Source organism: Nonomuraea sp. 3N208, from assembly GCF_052245935.1.
Taxonomy (GTDB): Bacteria; Actinomycetota; Actinomycetes; order Streptosporangiales; family Streptosporangiaceae; genus Nonomuraea.
In genome coordinates this window covers 1-15,331 of sequence record NZ_JBQQBR010000020.1, presented here as the reverse complement: position 1 = coordinate 15,331, position 15,331 = coordinate 1, and the positions used below count along the sequence as shown (strand labels likewise).

Genomic DNA, 15,331 nt, shown 5'->3' with positions numbered 1-15,331 from the left:
CGGGGAATGGGCGATGCCCTGACACTGTGTGTCGACGGCGGCCGTCCGCTGATGGCCGCCACGATCCTGGACCTGGATGCCCTGTGTGACCGCGCCGAGGCCGACGTTCAGCCAGAGGGGTCCGGCCTGGTCACGGTCTATGCCACGGGCGTCCCACAGGCCGGCTGGGCAGCGGAGCTGACGGTCGGCCTGGTGACCAAGTGGGAACGGGCGGTTCGCCGCTTTGAGCGGCTCGGCCGGCTCACTACGGCGGTGGTGTCCGGCGACTGCGCGGGCCCGGCCCTGGACGTTCTCCTCGCCGCCGACGTCCGGATCGCCGCCCCGGAGGCCCGGCTGTTGCTCCCGACGGGGCACGACGCCACCTGGCCGGGCATGGCCGTGCACCGGCTCGCCCAGCAGGCGGGCAGCGCCGCCATCCGGCGGGCGGTCCTGCTCGGCACGCCGATCGAGGCGAACCGGGGGCTCGCACTCGGGCTGCTGGACGAGGTGCGCGAGGACCCCGCCGCGGCGCTCGTGGAGCTCGCGGAATCCGGCCGCGCCTTCGCCGCTCCGGAGATCGCGATTCGGCGGCGGCTGATCCTCGACGCCGTCTCGACCGGCTTCGAGGAGGCCGTCGGCGCGCACCTGGCCGCGGCGGACCGCTTCCTCAGAAGGGAGGCCACGCCGTGACCGCCGACCCGGCCTCCTTGACCTCCCTGACCGACCTGGAGCAGGACGCCCGGCAGCTGGACCACCTGCTTGCCGCCATGCCGTCGCCGACGATACGGACCTCGGCGCAGCGCGCGACCGCCACCGCGGCGATGGACGTCCTCAGGGCGCGGCGCAGCCAGATCATGGCGGCGCACGCGGAGGCGATCTATGACCGCCTCACCGACGGCCGAACCCGGTACCTGCGCATTGACGAGCTCCTCGCCGCCGCCGCGGCCGGCTATCCGGGGCTGGTGCCCCTGGAGACGCAGATGGCGGCGGAATCCACCCGGGAACAGGCGGACAAGGAGGGGTACGAGATCGACCAGGCGATCTTCCTCCGCGGTATCCTGCGCTCTCCGGTCGCCGCTCCGCATCTGCTGGACGCCATGCTCCGCCCCACCGCCCGCGCCCTGGGCCTGCTGCCCGGATTCGCCCGGTCGGGGATCGCGGAGATGGAATCGGTCCGAGTGGAGCGCCGAGACGGGGTGGCACACCTGACCCTGTGCCGGGACGACTGCCTGAACGCCGAGGACGAGCGCCAGGTCGACGATCTGGAGACGGCGGTCGACCTGGCGCTGCTGGACCCGTCCGTGCGGGTGGGACTGCTGCGCGGCGGGCCGATGAGCCATCCCCGGTACGCCGGCCGGCGGGTGTTCTGCGCGGGCATCAACCTGAAGAAGCTGAGCTCGGGCGACATCCCGCTGGTGGACTTCCTGCTGCGGCGGGAGCTGGGTTATATACACAAACTCCTCCGCGGCGTGCTCGTGGGGAATTCGTGGCACTCCCCCTATCTCGACAAGCCGTGGGTGGGGGCCGTCGATGCCTTCGCCATCGGCGGCGGGGCACAGCTCCTGCTCGTTCTCGATCACGTGCTGGCGGCGTCGGACGCCTACCTCAGCCTTCCCGCCGCCAGTGAGGGCATCGTCCCGGGGGTCGCGAACCTCCGGCTCACCCGGTTCACCGGGCCACGGCTGGCCCGGCAGATGATCCTCGGCGGCCGGGCGATCAAAGCGGGCGAGCCTGAGGCCCGGTTGCTGGTCGACGAGGTCGTCGCACCGGAGGAGATGGACGCGGCGATCGCGCGGGCCGTGGACCGGCTCGGCGGCGAAGCCGTGCCGACCAACCGGCGCATGCTCAATCACGCCGAGGAATCACCCGCGGAGTTCGCTCGCTACCTGGCCGAGTTCGCGCTGCAACAGGCGCTGCGCGTGCACGACGCCGATGTGATCGGCAACGCCCGCGCCTTCGCGCGGAGGCGGGCATGAGCGTGGGCGCCGGCCGCCGATTCGAGCGGGTGCGCTACGACAAGCGAGACCACATCGCCCGGGTGACCATGGATCGGCCTGAGGTGCTGAACGCCATGGACCGGCGGATGCACGAGGAACTGGCCGAGGTGTGGGACGACGTCGAGGCCGACGACGAGATCAGGGTGGTCGTGCTGGCGGGCGCGGGAGACCGCGCGTTCTCCGTCGGTGAGGACCTCAAGGAGCGGGCCCGGCTGACCGAGGCGGAGCCGCTCCCCACGACGTTCGGCAGCCGCGGCCGGCCGGGCCATCCACGGCTGACCGACCGGTTCTCCCTGTCGAAACCGGTGGTCGCCCGGGTGCATGGGTACGCGTTGGGCGGCGGATTCGAGCTGGTGCTCGCCTGCGACATCGCCGTCGCCTCCACCGAGGCGGTCTTCGGCCTGCCCGAGGTACGGCTCGGCCTGGTTCCCGGGGCGGGCGGGGTGTTCCGGCTTCCGCGCCAGCTGCCGCAGAAGGTGGCACTGGGGTATCTGCTGACCGGCCGCCGGATGGATGCCGCGACGGCGCTGAAGTACGGGCTGGTCAACGAGGTCGTGCCGGTGGCGGAGCTGGACGGATGCGTGGCCGGGTGGGCGGATGACCTGCTCCGTGGGGCGCCGCTGGCACTGCGGGCGATCAAACAGGCCGCGATGCGGTCGCTCGACATGCCGATCGAGGAGGCGTTCACGGCGTCGTACCCGTGGGAGGAGCGGCGCCGGCACAGCGCGGACAGCGTCGAGGGAGTCCGCGCCTTCGCCGAGAAGCGCGACCCCGTCTGGACGGGGCGATGAGGGAGTGTCCACGCCGCCCCGCTGTCGCGTGCGGCCGGGGCGGTGCAGGGTTGAAGCAGGAGATCACCGAGGAGCAGCGAGGAGCGAAGTGATGGCTATCGAAGACTTCGACGTGGTGGTGGCGGGCGGCGGGCCGGCCGGATCGACGCTGGCGGCGCTCACCGCCATGCGCGGGCACAAGGTGCTGGTGCTGGAGAAGGAGCGTTTCCCCCGTTACCAGATTGGCGAGTCCCTGCTGCCCAGCACCGTGCACGGGGTCTGCCGGCTCCTCGGGCTCACCGATGAGCTCGCCGAGGCCGGGTTCACGGTGAAGCGCGGCGGCACCTTCCGGTGGGGAGCGACGCCCGAGCCTTGGACGTTCTCCTTCTCCGTCTCGCCGCACATCTCCGGGCCGACGTCCTTCGCCTACCAGGTGGAACGCTCCCGCTTCGATGAGCTCCTGCTGAACAACGCCCGGCGCAGGGGCGCCGAGGTCCGTGAGGAGTGCGCGGTGACCGCGGTGATCGAAGGGGAGGAGGGGCGGGCGGCCGGGGTCAGGTACACCGCCGCCGACGGCGCCGAGCACGAGGTGCGGGCCCAGTTCGTGGTCGACGCCTCGGGCAACAGGAGCCGCCTCCACTCCAAGGTCGGCGGGGAGCGGAAGTACTCCGACTTCTTCCGCAGCCTGGCGCTCTTCGGCTACTTCGAGGGCGGAAAGCGGCTGGCCGCCCCCAACTCCGGCAACATCCTCAGCGTCGCCTTCGACTCCGGCTGGTTCTGGTACATCCCGCTCAGCCCCACGTTGACCAGCGTCGGCGCCGTGGTCCGGCGGGAGCTGGCGGAGAAGATCCAGGGCGATCGGGAGAAGGCCCTGACCGCTCTCATCGCCGAGTGCCCCCTGATCTCGGAGTATCTGGCGGACGCGACCCGGGTGACCTCCGGCCAGTACGGCGAGCTGCGTATTCGCAAGGATTACTCCTATCACCAGACCTCCTTCTGGCGGCCCGGCATGATCTTGATTGGGGACGCCGCCTGCTTCGTCGACCCGGTGTTCTCCTCCGGCGTGCACCTGGCGACGTACAGCGGGTTGCTCGCCGCCCGCTCCATCAACAGTGTCCTGTCCGGCGATCTGGACGAGAAGGCGGCACTGACGGAGTTCGAGGCGCGGTACCGGCGTGAGTACGGGGTCTTCTACGAGTTCCTGGTCTCCTTCTACGAGATGCACCGGGACGAGGAGTCGTACTTCTGGCAGGCGAAGAAGGTCACCCGCAACAACCACACCGAGCTCGAATCGTTCGTCGACCTGGTGGGTGGCGTGTCATCCGGGGAGCAGGCCCTGACGAGCTCGACGAGCGGCCGGCTGCGGTCGCGCTCGGCGGAGTTCGCGGCCGCCGTGGAGGAGGTCGCCGCGAGTGACGACGGCAACATGGTGCCGATGTTCAAGTCCACGGTGGTCAAGCAGGTGATGGCCGAGGGGGGCCAGGTCCAGATGCGGGCGATGCTCGGCCAGGACGCGGAGCCGGAGGTGCCCCTGTTCCCGGGGGGCCTGGTGGCCTCGCCGGACGGGATGTCCTGGCAGCCGTACCGGCCCGCATGAACCACCCCCCTCCCGCGCTCGGGGCCGGCCCCCTGTTGCTCTTCCTCCTCCAGCTCGGCGCCCTGCTGGTGGTGGCGCTGCTGCTGGGCCGCGCGGCGGCGGCGCTGCGGATGCCGACGGTGGTGGGCGAGCTCGCCGCCGGCCTGGTTCTCGGCCCGCTGGGCCGGCTGTTCCCGCCGGACCCCGCGCAGTTCCACATGGTCGACGCCGTCGCGCAGGTCGGGGTGCTGCTGCTGGTGGGCCTGACCGGCGCACACCTGGATCTGCGGCTGATCCGCCGGCAGGGCGCGACGATCGCGCGGCTGAGCGTTTTCGGGCTGGTCATCCCGCTGGCGATGGGGGTCGCGGCCGGGTTGATGCTGCCGGTCTCGATCCGGGGGCCCGCCGATTCAACCGTGTTCGCGCTCTTCCTCGGCGTGGCCATGTGCGTCAGCGCGATCCCTGTGATCGCCAAGACGCTCCACGACATGAACCTCCTGCACCGCAACGTCGGGCAGCTGACTCTCACGGCCGGAATGATCGATGACGCGTTCGGCTGGCTGATGTTGTCGGTGGTGTCGGGGATGGCCACCCTTGGGGTGCGCGCAGGGGCCGTGGCGGCTTCCGTGGCGGCCCTGGCCGGGGTGCTGCTGCTCGCCGCCGTGGTCGGCCGGCCCCTGGTGCGCGCCGCGTTCTGGCTGACCGGGAAGTGCCAGGACAACTCGCCCACGATGATCGCGACTGTGGTGATCGTGCTGCTGTCCGCCGCCGGGACGCACGCCCTCGGGATGGAGCCGGTCCTCGGCGCCTTCGTCGCCGGCCTGCTGATCAGCGCCGCGGCACCGGACCCGGCGCGGCTCGCGCCGCTGCGGACGGTGGTGCTGGGACTACTGGCCCCGCTCTATTTCGCCACCGTCGGTCTGCGCATGGACCTGGCCGCGCTGACCCGGCCGGAGATGTTCTGGGTCGCGGTGGTCATGGTGTTCGTGGCGTTCGCGGGGAAATTCCTCGGGGCCTTCCTCGGCGCCTGGACCAGCCGGATGAACCGGTGGGAGGCGCTGGCCCTGGGAGCGGGCATGAACGCCCGGGGCGTCGTCCAGGTGATCGTGGCGACGGTCGGGCTGCGACTGGGTGTCCTCACCGTGGAGCTGTATACGATCATCATCCTCGTTGCCATGATCACTTCGGTGCTGGCGCCGCCCGTTCTCCGCCTGGCGATGGCGCGGGTCGAGCAGACGGCCGAGGAGCGGGCCCGCCGGATGGCGCAGGGCCTCGCGCCGGCCCGCGAAGTTTCCTGAAACAGCGCTGACGGGAAATGCGGCGGCTGTCCAGGCTGCCCTAACTCATTTCGTTTGTCGGTCCATTCCGGTGTCAAAGGCAATGTCGTTGACGTATGCCACCGAATACCGGAAATCTGTAAGAAAGAAATCAAGCTGCGGAGGCCTGATATGAATTCGGATGCGCCATTCTCTGACCTTTCAATTGACTACCTGGAAATGTATGTCGGCAACCTGGAGGTAGCGGCCTTCACCTGGGTGGACAAGTACGCATTCACCGTCGTCGGCACCGGCGGTTCGGCGGAGCACCGCAGCGTCGCACTGCGAAACGGGCCGGTGCTCCTGGTCATCACCGAGGCGATCTCGGACCGGCACCCCGCCGCGGCCTACGTACAGACCCACGGTGACGGCGTGGCCGACGTCGCATTGCGTACCCGGGACGTCGGCGCCGTCTTCGAGGTCGCCGTGGCGGCGGGCGCGACACCGGTGCACGAACCGGCCCGGCACGCGCCGGCGGAGGGTGGCGGGGGCGGCACCGTCACGGCGACGATCGAGGGGTTCGGCGACGTCGTCCACACCCTGGTCCAGCGCGATCCCGGCGACGAATCCGGCTTGCCGGCCGGCTTCGTCCCCGCACCGCGCTCAACCGGGGCCGGAGCGGGCGAAGCCGCGCTGCTCGCCATCGACCACCTCGCCATCTGCCTTCCCGCCGGCGAACTGGGCCCCACCGTGGATCACTACGTGCGGACCCTCGGCTTCCGGGACATCTTCCAGGAACGCATCGTGGTGGGGGCGCAGGCGATGGAGTCCCAGGTCGTGCAGAGCGTGTCCGGCGGGGTGACGCTGACGCTGATCGAGCCCGACCCGAGCACCGAGCCGGGCCAGATCGATGACTTCCTCAAGGGCCACCACGGTCACGGCGTGCAGCACGTGGCGTTCGCCAGCGACGACGCGGTCCGCGCGGTGCGCAGTCTGTCGGCGCGGGGGGTCGACTTCCTCACCACCCCGGACGCCTATTACGACCTGCTCGCGGAGCGGATCACCCCCAAGACGCACCCGATCAAGGATCTACGGGAGACCGGCCTGTTGATCGACGAGGATCACAGCGGTCAGCTGTTCCAGATCTTCACCCGTTCGACGCACCCGCGTCGCACCCTGTTCTTCGAGATCATCGAGAGACGGGGTGCGGAGACCTTCGGCAGCGCCAACATCAAGGCGCTGTACGAGGCCGTGGAGCTGGAGCGGGCCGGATGACCCTGAGCTGCGTGGCCGACTACGAAAGTGCCGCCCGCCGCGCCCTCCCTCCCGAGACCTGGGACTTCGTCGCGGGAGGGAGCGGTGCGGAGAGCACGATGCGGGCGAACCTCGCCGCGTTCGAGTCGGTCTTCGTCATCCCCAGAGCGCTGCGCGACGTGACGGAGTGCTCCACCGCTTCCAGCCTGCTCGGCAGCCCGGTGTCGATGCCCCTGGCGGCCGCCCCGATCGCCTACCAGCGGCTGCTGCATCCGGAAGGGGAGCTCGCCGCGGCGCGTGCGGCGAAGACGGCGGAGGTTCCGTTCACCGTGAGCACGATGAGCAGCGTCGCGCTGGAAGAGGTCGCCGCCGTGGGGGGCACGACCTGGTTCCAGCTGTACCGGTTGCGTGACGAGCGGCGTTGCCTGGAGCTGGTGGAGCGCGCCGAAGCCGCCGGGTGCAAGGCGATCATGGTCACGGTGGACGTGCCCTGGATGGGACGGCGGCTGCGGGACGTGCGCAACCGGTTCGCACTGCCGGAGTCGGTGACGGCGGCCAACCTCGGCGGGAGGGGTGCGGCTCACCGGCGGCCGGCCGCCGATGTCCCGGCCGCCTCGGCGGTCGCCGTGCACACGGCGCTCGAGTTCGCCCCGGTCACCTGGGCGTGGGTGGACATGCTGCGCGGGCGCACCCGCCTGCCGCTGGTGCTCAAGGGAATCCTGGACATGGAGGACGCGCGGCGCGCGGCGGAGGCGGGCATCGACGGGATCGTGGTGTCCAACCACGGGGGGCGTCAGTTGGACGGTGCCATACCGAGCATCGACGTGTTACCGGAGATCGCCGCCGCGGTGGCAGGCTCCTGCGAGATCCTGCTCGACAGCGGAGTTCGCCGCGGTGAGGACATCGTGAAGGCGATCGCACTGGGCGCCTCGGGGGTGCTCGTGGGCCGCCCGCTCATGTACGGCCTGGCCGTCGACGGTGAGGACGGCGCCCGGGACGTGCTGGGGCTGCTCGCGACCGAGTTCCGCGGGGCCCTGGGACTCGCCGGTTGCGGTTCGCCGGAGGAAACGCCTCTACTACGGACGACGTTCGCGCGCAATCCCATTCGCGCCGGAATAGGGGTGGGCGCTGCCCGGATTAGGGGCGGTGCGGCCGGGCGCGATTAGGCCGGACTTTCGCCGTCAAGGCCCCAGGGTGGGGCCGTGGCCTGGCATTACGGAATCCCCGGCCGCTGCCGTTCTGTCGGCAACGCGTTGCCTGGCGGGAATGCATTCGGCGATAGCAGGTCGCGATCTGCTGCGTGTCAATTTCTGGACAGACAGAAAGAATGGACGGCGCCAGTCTTTCTACAGATCAGAGCGTTGCGACCTCGGCTAAGGACACGAAAGTTCGGATTAGGGGGTGGTTTGGCGAAGGGGGGACATTTACGCTTTTTGAGGGGGAAGCTCGGGGAGCGCCGACACCGGGAGGTGGCATGCGGGCAACCGCGGAGATGGCACGAGCACATTTCAACGGGGACGTGACCGGGGTTACTGAAGGTCGCGGCGGAGTTCGGCCAGAACGGCAATTGACCGGCCACGATATGAGCGGGGGCGAAGCCGTGGATCCGACCGGCATGAACATCAATGGCTTGCCGATCGTCGAGGTTGAGCTGGAGCGTCTGTCGGGTGCCCTCTCGCCGCGAATCGCCGGCGAGGATCCGGAGCACCTGGAGGCGCTGTTGTACGCCCAGGGGCAAATACCACCCATTTTGGTGCACTTCCCATCGATGTGGGTCATCGACGGGCTGCACCGGCTGAGCGCGGCCCGCCTACGGGGTCAGCGCACCATCGCCGCGCGGTTCTTTGAGGGCAGTGAGGCCGACGCGTTCGTCCTGGCGGTTCGCATGAACATCGAACACGGCCTGCCGCTCACGCTCGCCGATCGGCGACGCGCTGCCCGGCGCATTATCGAGAGCCATCCGGAGTGGTCCGATCGGATGGTCGCCTCGGTCGCTGGGCTGTCTGCCCGGACCGTCTCGGATCTGCGCGGGAGCCGGGTGGAGGGCGAGACGCGGATTGGGCGGGATGGCCGGGTCCGGCCCGTGGACGGCACTGCGGAGCGCAGGCAGGCGGCCGAACTCATCCGCAGCAATCCCACCCTCTCGCTTCGGCAGATCGCCAGAGAGGTAGGACTATCCCCGGAGACGGTCCGGGATGTGAGGGGTCGGCTTGAACGTGGGGAGAGTCCCATACCGGCGGGTCGCAGGAGATCCCATATGCAGCCGGCTGGGCCGTCCACCCGCAACGGAGGCGATTCCGGCGGGGGGTTTCGACTCGCTGCGGATCAGAACCGCCTGGCCATATTGAACCGGCTGACGGCTGATCCCGCGCTCCGGCTCACGGAGACCGGGCGGAGCCTGCTGCGCCTGCTCACCCTGCACGCGATCCCCGGCCAAGACTGGGACCGCATCCTGATGAACGTCCCTCCGCATTGGGCTTCCAACGTCACCGATTTGGCACGAGCACACGCTGCGATCTGGACGGAGTTCGCCGATCGGCTGGAGGGAAGGTTCACGGGACTTGCCGCCGAGCGGGCGGTCGCGACGTGATTCCGAAATTGGCTCTCCCCGCAGGGGCCGGAAACCCTCGGGGAGGGCCGCGACGCTGATCACCGTAGGCGTCGGCCCGGATGGTCGCGGTGTAGATCCGCGGCCATGCGCGGGCGCAGGTCTGTTGCCGACCGCGCCCCTCAACAGGGCACGATGTCGTCCTCCGCGAAAGGGAGCGCGGCGGCGAGACGGCCGAGGTCTTCCTTGGTGCGCACCTGTAGTTTGCGATAGATCCGGGTGAGATGCTGCTCGACTGTGCTCCGGGTGATGTAGAGCTCTTCGGCGATCTCGCGATTCGTGCGCCCCTGGGCCGCGCGTACGGCCACGCGACGCTCGGCCTCGCTCAGCAACTCGGCCCGTCTTCTGAGGTCGCTCTCCCGGGTGTCCTCGCCGGACCTTTTCCCGACAGGCGGAGCCTGACCGTTCACGGTGACGGTGCGTTGTTCCGCCGTCACGCCATCGGCATGTTTCGGGTCCGTCGAGCGTGTGCTTCGTTCCACCTGGCCCCTGGCCGTCGCCGGCATCTTGCCGCAGCCCGGGTACGGGGTGCCGTGCCAACCCTGCCTGGGAGCCCGGGCCGTGGCGGCAGGCCGGCCTCGCCACGAGAGCCGGCGGCACATGTCGGCGGCGAGCGGCTCGGGCAACCGATCGAGGAGCAGCTCCGACAGGTGGAGGCCGGCGTCAGCGGAAGTGGGGCATCCTTCCGCCTGGGCGGATAGGGCCTTTCTGATCATGCGTTCCGCATCCGCGGAACCCGACGCGAGGGCCAGTTCGAAGCATCTCACCGCGACAACGGGCGCCTCGTCGTGCAGGTGCTGCCGGCCGGCGGTGACCAGCACCCGCGCGGCCCAATTCTCCGCGGACCAGCCCGCCGTCAGCAGGCAGGCGGCCACGTCGGTGACCGGGCGACCCGCGATATGGAGGAGTTGCGCGGCAAGCCGATGCATCTGCGTACGGCGGGTGGCCGACATGCGGTCGATCACCGCGCGGCGCCCGACCTCATGGCCGAATCGGCCGTCGGTGAGCACGCCGGCCCGCTCCAGCCGCCTGGTCACCCGCTCGGCCTGGTGATCCCCGACGCTCGCGAGCTCACTCACCATGTCGGTGCTCGCGTGCGCTCCCAGCACGGCGATGGCTTCCGCCACCCGGATCACCGTCGCCCCACACCGGTGAACGCAGGCCGCGACGGCATCGCCGAAGGCGGCACCGGCCTCGCCCCGGTCCTCCAAATCCTTCATGATCGCCCTGACCAACAGCGGACTTCCCCCGGTCAGCCGGTGGGTGTCACCGGCGAGTTGGTCGGCGAGCTGCCGTCCCATGCGCTCGGCGATCAGGTCTCGAACCATCGCCGGAGACAGGGGAGCCAACTCGACGCGCCGGTTGTACGGCCGGTGCAACAATTCCTCGGCCGCCGATACAGGACTGAACGGCCGTCGGTCGGGGCTGGTCGTCATCGCGACCAGAAGTCTCGCGGTTCGCAACCGCCGCACTACGGATAGGAGGATTTCCAGCGAGGTATCGTCGGCCCAGTCCACATCATCGATCGCAAGTACGGTCGGCACGTCCTGGGCCATCTCCAGTAGGTCCGGCCACCCTCGCGATCCGGGTTGGCCCATCGCGCCCAGAAGTTGACCGACGACGCCGCCTGCCAGGTAGCGCTCTGCCGGTGAGCATTCGGCGTAGAGAACGCGGGCGCCGGCCTGCCCCGCAAGCCGGCCGAACTCATGGAGGAGCACTGTCCGGCCGCTCCCCACGGGACCACTGATCACCGCGACCCCGCCCCGGCCCAGCATCGCAGACTCGAACACCTCGGTAAGTTCTCCCAGCTCGCGCTCTCGCCCCGCAAGCACCATCAATCTCTTACCCCGTCGTTGTAGGACAACGCCCCCTGCGGGGATGCCCGATCGGTCTGGTCGGTCGCTCACGGCCCCAGCAGGTCCGGCTCGCGGCTGCCCACCTGGGCTACATCGGCACCGAGATCCCCATCACGTGCCAGTACATCTGACCTTCGGTCACAGGAAGGTCACATCATTGGTTACCGAGGTGTGTCAGAGAAAATGCACCAGATCGGGCCGGAAATATCCATCAGCCGCGAGAGGGGTTATGGGGGATCTTGGCGTAGTTGGCGTCGAGTCGCAACCCGGGCTTCGTGGGCGGTCTTCAGCCCGGCGCAGCGGGCGGCGCGGATCGCCTCGCCGCGGCCGTGGTGCTCGTCGTCGGGCGTGACGTAGCCGATGCCCTCGTGCAGCCGCACCTCGTTGTAGAACGTGCGAATCGCGTCCAGTTCGGCCTCCAGCTCGCCCAGGTCGGTGATGTTGTCCAGGTGCGGGTGCTCGTCCTTGACGTGGCCGAACAGCGACTCGATCCAGGCCTGGTCATTCGGGGCGCCGGGCCGGCCGAAGTGCTGGGCGATGCGCGCGCCGGCCATGAATATCCTCGTGGCCGAGGAGGTCATCTGCGGCCCGTTGTCCGACAGGGCGAGCAGCACCGGGAAGGCGTCGTGGTCGGGCACCTGCCCGCCGCGCGGCTCCGCCAGGAACGCCTCGTCATCGAGCAGATGGGCCTTGCCGAGCACCTGTAGGGCCCGGGTGTAGGCCACCTCGACCTGGGTCGAGATCTCCTCCGGCGAGACCACGGTGGCCAGCCAATACCGCGACACCACGTCCATCACCGCGACCACGCACCAGCGCGGCAGGCCACGGAAATGGGTGAAGTCGTAGATCGTGATGACGCCCGGCACCAGCTCGGCCCAGCCGGGCAGCTCCCGGCGCGGCCGACGCTCCCGACGAGGCCGTTCGACGACCGTGATCCCGGCCGCCTGCAGCACCCGCAGCACCGTCGACTCCGAGGCGTAGAAGGCCTCCAGCCGTGAACCGCGGTGAGCAGAGCAGCGCCGTCCCGGTCAGCGGAGTAATACCGGCTGTGTCGTCCATTCTCGTCGTACATAGCAATCTCGGGTTCGGCTGAATGCGGCCTCCCTCAGGCGACGCGGCACTGCTTCGTTCACGGTCGGCCATCAGGGCTCCTTCGGGTGTGGACACTTCACCCAGGCGTGGGGTGGGTGGGGCGGGAGGACCTGCGCAGTGCTTACCGCACGCCAACGGCGTGGTCCACGTTCTTAACGGTGACGGTGTACGCGGCGAGTCTCGTCATCACCAAGGGCACCTTCCAGGAAACCTATGAGGCGAGACCAATACCCCAAATTCGATCAAATCGGAATGGTCAAGGCCACGCAATCACGCCGTCGGTTGCTCGATGGTTGCTCTTCGGCTAACGGCACCCTGAAACACCAAGCGACATTTTCGGACATTCTTGAAACAGGCATTTCTGTATGGAGCGACGCGTCGGGCACATTGCGTAAGCATCCGACACAAGAGCCACTGAGCAGATGATGGCCCTGGCGGACCGCGAGCGGATTCTCGTCGCGTACCCCGACAACGGGGGCAGTGCTGGCGCGCGGTCTTCCATCACCCCCGAGCACGACCAGAGGTGGCGGCGGTGACGCCGACATCGTGGCCGGCCATTTCCGACCTGGACGCCCCGACGTACGCACCAGCGGCTGTCGCGCAAATGGGGCCGAGGGCGCGGGTGATGCCTTTCTTCACCATCGGTGGTACCAATGACGTCCTCGGGGAGCAGCCCGCGCCAGGAGGGTGCGTCCGACGCGCCGAACTGGCGAGAACTGCGCGAGGCGCAGGAAGCCGCCGTCGCGCCCGTCCTCGCGGGCGATCGGGACGTGCTCATCGCCGCCGCCACCGCCTCCGGCAAGACCGAAGCGGCGTTGCTGCCGATCTGCTCGGTCCTGACGGAGCAGCCGGACACCGCGGGGTTCGCCGCCGTCTACATCAGCCCGCTCAAAGCCCTCATCAACGACCAGTACGGCCGTCTCGACCCGCTCTGCGACCACCTCGGCATCACGGTCTCCCGCTGGCACGGCGACGTTGCCTCGTCATCCAAGAGCAAGCTGCTCGACCGCCCGCACGGCATCCTGCTGATCACCCCGGAGTCGCTGGAGGCGATGTTCCTCCTGCGCGGCTGGAAGATCCGCGACCTGATGGCGTCCGCCCGCTACCTTGTCATCGACGAGCTGCACTCCTTCATCGGCACCGAACGCGGCGCCCAGCTGCAGTCCCTCATGCACCGCCTCGACCTGGCGGCCCGCCGCCGCATCCCCCGCATCGGCCTCTCGGCGACCCTCGGCGACATGGCCAAAGCCGCCGACTTCCTACGCCCGCGGGCCGGCGACGACGTCACCGTGATCGTCTCCAGCAGCGACGCGTAGGAGCTCCGCCTGCAGATCCGCGGCTACGTCCAGACCGCCCCCATGATCGACCCGCGCGCCCGCGCCGCCCACAAAGCGCTCGGCGAGGAGGTCAGCGCCGACGACGTCGCCACCGGCGACCGGCTCGCCATCGCCGACCACCTGTTCGCCACGCTGCGCGGCTCCCACCACCTTGTCTTCGCCAACTCCCGCGCCGCCGTCGAGGACTACACCGATCTGCTCAACCGCCGCTGCGAGAACGCCCGCGTACCGGAGGAGTTCGTCCCGCATCACGGCAACCTGTCCAAAGACATCCGCGAGCACGCCGAAGCCCGCCTCAAGGACCGCACCCGCCCGGCCACCGCCGTCTGCACCTCCACCCTGGAGATGGGCATCGACATCGGCTCCGTCACCTCCATCGCCCAGATCGGCGCCCCACCCAGCGTCGCCGCCCTGCGGCAACGCCTCGGCCGCTCCGGACGCCGCGGCGGACCGGCCATCCTGCGCCTGTACGTCAGCGAACCCGAAGCCACCCCGGCCATCCACCCGGCCGACGAACTACGAGCCCAGCTCGTGCAAGCCATCGCCACCATCGAGCTGCTCCTGCAACGCTGGTACGAGCCCCCGGCCGCCGAAGCCCTGCACCTATCCACCCTCACCCAGCAATTCCTGTCCCTCATCGCCCAGCACGGCGGCATCACCCCCGCCGACGCCTACCGCACCCTCTGCGCGCAAGGCCCCTTCCGCACTGTCGACAGCCCCACCTTCGCCACGCTGCTGCGCGACCTCGCCGCCGCCGACCTCATCCGCCAGGAGAACGACGGACTCCTGCTGCCCGCCGAGACGGGGGAGCGGCTGATCAACCACCACACCTTCTACGCCGCCTTCGCCGCCCCCACCGAATACCGCATCGTCACCGAGGGCCGCACGCTCGGCAGCCTGCCCATCGAACAGCCGCTCCCGGAAGGCAGCCTGATCATCTTCGCCGGCGGCCGCTGGCGCATCTCGACCATCGACACCCACGCCAAGCTCATCGAGGTCACCCGCGCCTCCGGCGGCCGCCCGCCCCGCTTCACCAGCGCTGGCCCGCTCGTCCACGACCGCATCCGCACCACCATGCGGCGCCTGTATGAGGAGACCACGGTGCCGGCCTACCTGGACGCCACCGCCCAGAGCCTGCTGGCCGAGGGCCGCGCCGCCTACCGCCGCCTCGGCCTGCACGACACCCCGCTCGTCGGCTACGGCAACGACACCCTGCTGTTCCCCTTCCGCGGCGACGCCATCATGACCACTCTCGGCCTGGCCCTGCACGCCTACGGCGTCGACGTCGTCCGGTACGGAGTCGCGCTGCTGATCAGCGACACCTCTCCGCAAGCCGCCGTCGGCCTCCTGGCCGACCTGGCCGCAGAGGGCGTGCCCGACGCCCTCGCCCTGGCCGCGCTGATCCCTGACAAGCGCGTCGACAAGTACGACGACGTCATCGGTGAGGAACTGCTCACCCTCTCCTACGCGCGCCCCGAGTTGGCTCAATTTAGTGCGCACCTTGCCGGCCGTGGATCTGGTTGAGCGCGTCGCGTAGGTCGGTGGGCAGGGGGTCGGCTGCGGTGAGGTGGTGGCGGCCGGCTCGGATGTGGACGGTGCGGTAGCG

At 69.6% G+C, this 15,331-nt stretch carries 12 protein-coding genes; 10 read left to right on the top strand and 2 right to left on the bottom strand.

Going from position 1 to position 15,331, the window contains the following annotated elements; genetic code table 11:
• Window positions 1-6: 6 nt before the first annotated feature.
• The 8 genes from dpgB to ACTWPT_RS28710 all read left to right on the top strand — a co-directional run bounded on the left by dpgB (window position 7) and on the right by ACTWPT_RS28710 (window position 9,422).
• Entirely contained in the window at window positions 7-669 is a 663-nt protein-coding gene (dpgB, locus tag ACTWPT_RS28745) for an enoyl-CoA-hydratase DpgB (protein WP_443180589.1), read from the top strand.
• The gene (dpgC, locus tag ACTWPT_RS28740; protein ID WP_443180588.1) at window positions 666-1,955 is read left to right on the top strand and encodes a (3,5-dihydroxyphenyl)acetyl-CoA 1,2-dioxygenase DpgC; all 1,290 of its coding nucleotides are present in this window, start codon (window positions 666-668) and stop codon (window positions 1,953-1,955) included. Before dpgB ends, dpgC begins: the two co-directional genes overlap by 4 nt.
• On the top strand, window positions 1,952-2,767 hold the full coding sequence (dpgD, locus tag ACTWPT_RS28735; protein ID WP_443180587.1) for an enoyl-CoA-hydratase DpgD: 816 nt from the start codon (window positions 1,952-1,954) through the stop codon (window positions 2,765-2,767). Before dpgC ends, dpgD begins: the two co-directional genes overlap by 4 nt.
• Before the next feature lie 91 nt (window positions 2,768-2,858).
• Complete coding sequence (locus tag ACTWPT_RS28730; protein ID WP_443180586.1) at window positions 2,859-4,343, top strand: tryptophan 7-halogenase; 1,485 nt, start codon at window positions 2,859-2,861, stop codon at window positions 4,341-4,343.
• Window positions 4,340-5,620 carry a cation:proton antiporter gene (locus ACTWPT_RS28725; protein ID WP_443180585.1) on the top strand — a complete coding sequence of 427 codons (1,281 nt, stop codon included), beginning with the start codon at window positions 4,340-4,342 and terminating at the stop codon, window positions 5,618-5,620. The genes ACTWPT_RS28730 and ACTWPT_RS28725 overlap by 4 nt, the downstream gene beginning before the upstream one ends.
• A 150-nt stretch (window positions 5,621-5,770) precedes the next feature.
• Window positions 5,771-6,853, top strand: coding sequence for a 4-hydroxyphenylpyruvate dioxygenase (hppD, locus tag ACTWPT_RS28720; RefSeq protein ID WP_443180584.1), 1,083 nt, complete (start codon window positions 5,771-5,773; stop codon window positions 6,851-6,853).
• A gap of 11 nt (window positions 6,854-6,864) precedes the next feature.
• Window positions 6,865-7,998: an alpha-hydroxy acid oxidase gene (locus ACTWPT_RS28715; RefSeq protein ID WP_443180583.1), complete on the top strand. Its 1,134-nt coding sequence runs from the start codon at window positions 6,865-6,867 to the stop codon at window positions 7,996-7,998.
• A 308-nt stretch (window positions 7,999-8,306) separates the two neighbouring features.
• Window positions 8,307-9,422, top strand: coding sequence for a winged helix-turn-helix transcriptional regulator (locus ACTWPT_RS28710; protein WP_443180582.1), 1,116 nt, complete (start codon window positions 8,307-8,309; stop codon window positions 9,420-9,422).
• A 140-nt stretch (window positions 9,423-9,562) separates the two neighbouring features.
• On the opposite strand, the gene ACTWPT_RS28705 is transcribed toward ACTWPT_RS28710, so the two are convergent.
• Both ACTWPT_RS28705 and ACTWPT_RS28700 read right to left on the bottom strand, forming a co-directional pair.
• Window positions 9,563-11,275: an AAA family ATPase gene (locus ACTWPT_RS28705; RefSeq protein WP_443180581.1), complete on the bottom strand. Its 1,713-nt coding sequence runs from the start codon at window positions 11,273-11,275 to the stop codon at window positions 9,563-9,565.
• 248 nt (window positions 11,276-11,523) lie between these two features.
• Window positions 11,524-12,258, bottom strand: coding sequence for a transposase (locus ACTWPT_RS28700; protein ID WP_443180580.1), 735 nt, complete (start codon window positions 12,256-12,258; stop codon window positions 11,524-11,526).
• A 783-nt stretch (window positions 12,259-13,041) separates the two neighbouring features.
• Here ACTWPT_RS28700 and ACTWPT_RS28695 point away from each other — a divergent pair.
• The gene (locus ACTWPT_RS28695; RefSeq protein WP_443180579.1) at window positions 13,042-13,704 is read left to right on the top strand and encodes a DEAD/DEAH box helicase; all 663 of its coding nucleotides are present in this window, start codon (window positions 13,042-13,044) and stop codon (window positions 13,702-13,704) included.
• 42 nt (window positions 13,705-13,746) lie between these two features.
• The gene (locus tag ACTWPT_RS28690) at window positions 13,747-15,249 is read left to right on the top strand and encodes a helicase-related protein (RefSeq protein ID WP_443180578.1); all 1,503 of its coding nucleotides are present in this window, start codon (window positions 13,747-13,749) and stop codon (window positions 15,247-15,249) included.
• Window positions 15,250-15,331 lie beyond the last annotated feature (82 nt).

Excerpts from the sequence above, each read along its gene's own strand:
- ACTWPT_RS28695 (WP_443180579.1), top strand. The coding sequence starts at position 13,042 with ATGACGTCCTCGGGGAGCAGCCCGCGCCAGGAGGGTGCGTCCGACGCG.
- ACTWPT_RS28730 (WP_443180586.1), top strand. The coding sequence starts at position 2,859 with ATGGCTATCGAAGACTTCGACGTGGTGGTGGCGGGCGGCGGGCCGGCC.
- dpgD (WP_443180587.1), top strand. The coding sequence starts at position 1,952 with ATGAGCGTGGGCGCCGGCCGCCGATTCGAGCGGGTGCGCTACGACAAG.
- ACTWPT_RS28710 (WP_443180582.1), top strand. The coding sequence starts at position 8,307 with ATGCGGGCAACCGCGGAGATGGCACGAGCACATTTCAACGGGGACGTG.
- ACTWPT_RS28690 (WP_443180578.1), top strand. The coding sequence starts at position 13,747 with ATGATCGACCCGCGCGCCCGCGCCGCCCACAAAGCGCTCGGCGAGGAG.
- dpgB (WP_443180589.1), top strand. The coding sequence starts at position 7 with ATGGGCGATGCCCTGACACTGTGTGTCGACGGCGGCCGTCCGCTGATG.
- ACTWPT_RS28705 (WP_443180581.1), bottom strand. The coding sequence starts at position 11,275 with ATGGTGCTTGCGGGGCGAGAGCGCGAGCTGGGAGAACTTACCGAGGTG.
- hppD (WP_443180584.1), top strand. The coding sequence starts at position 5,771 with ATGAATTCGGATGCGCCATTCTCTGACCTTTCAATTGACTACCTGGAA.
- ACTWPT_RS28725 (WP_443180585.1), top strand. The coding sequence starts at position 4,340 with ATGAACCACCCCCCTCCCGCGCTCGGGGCCGGCCCCCTGTTGCTCTTC.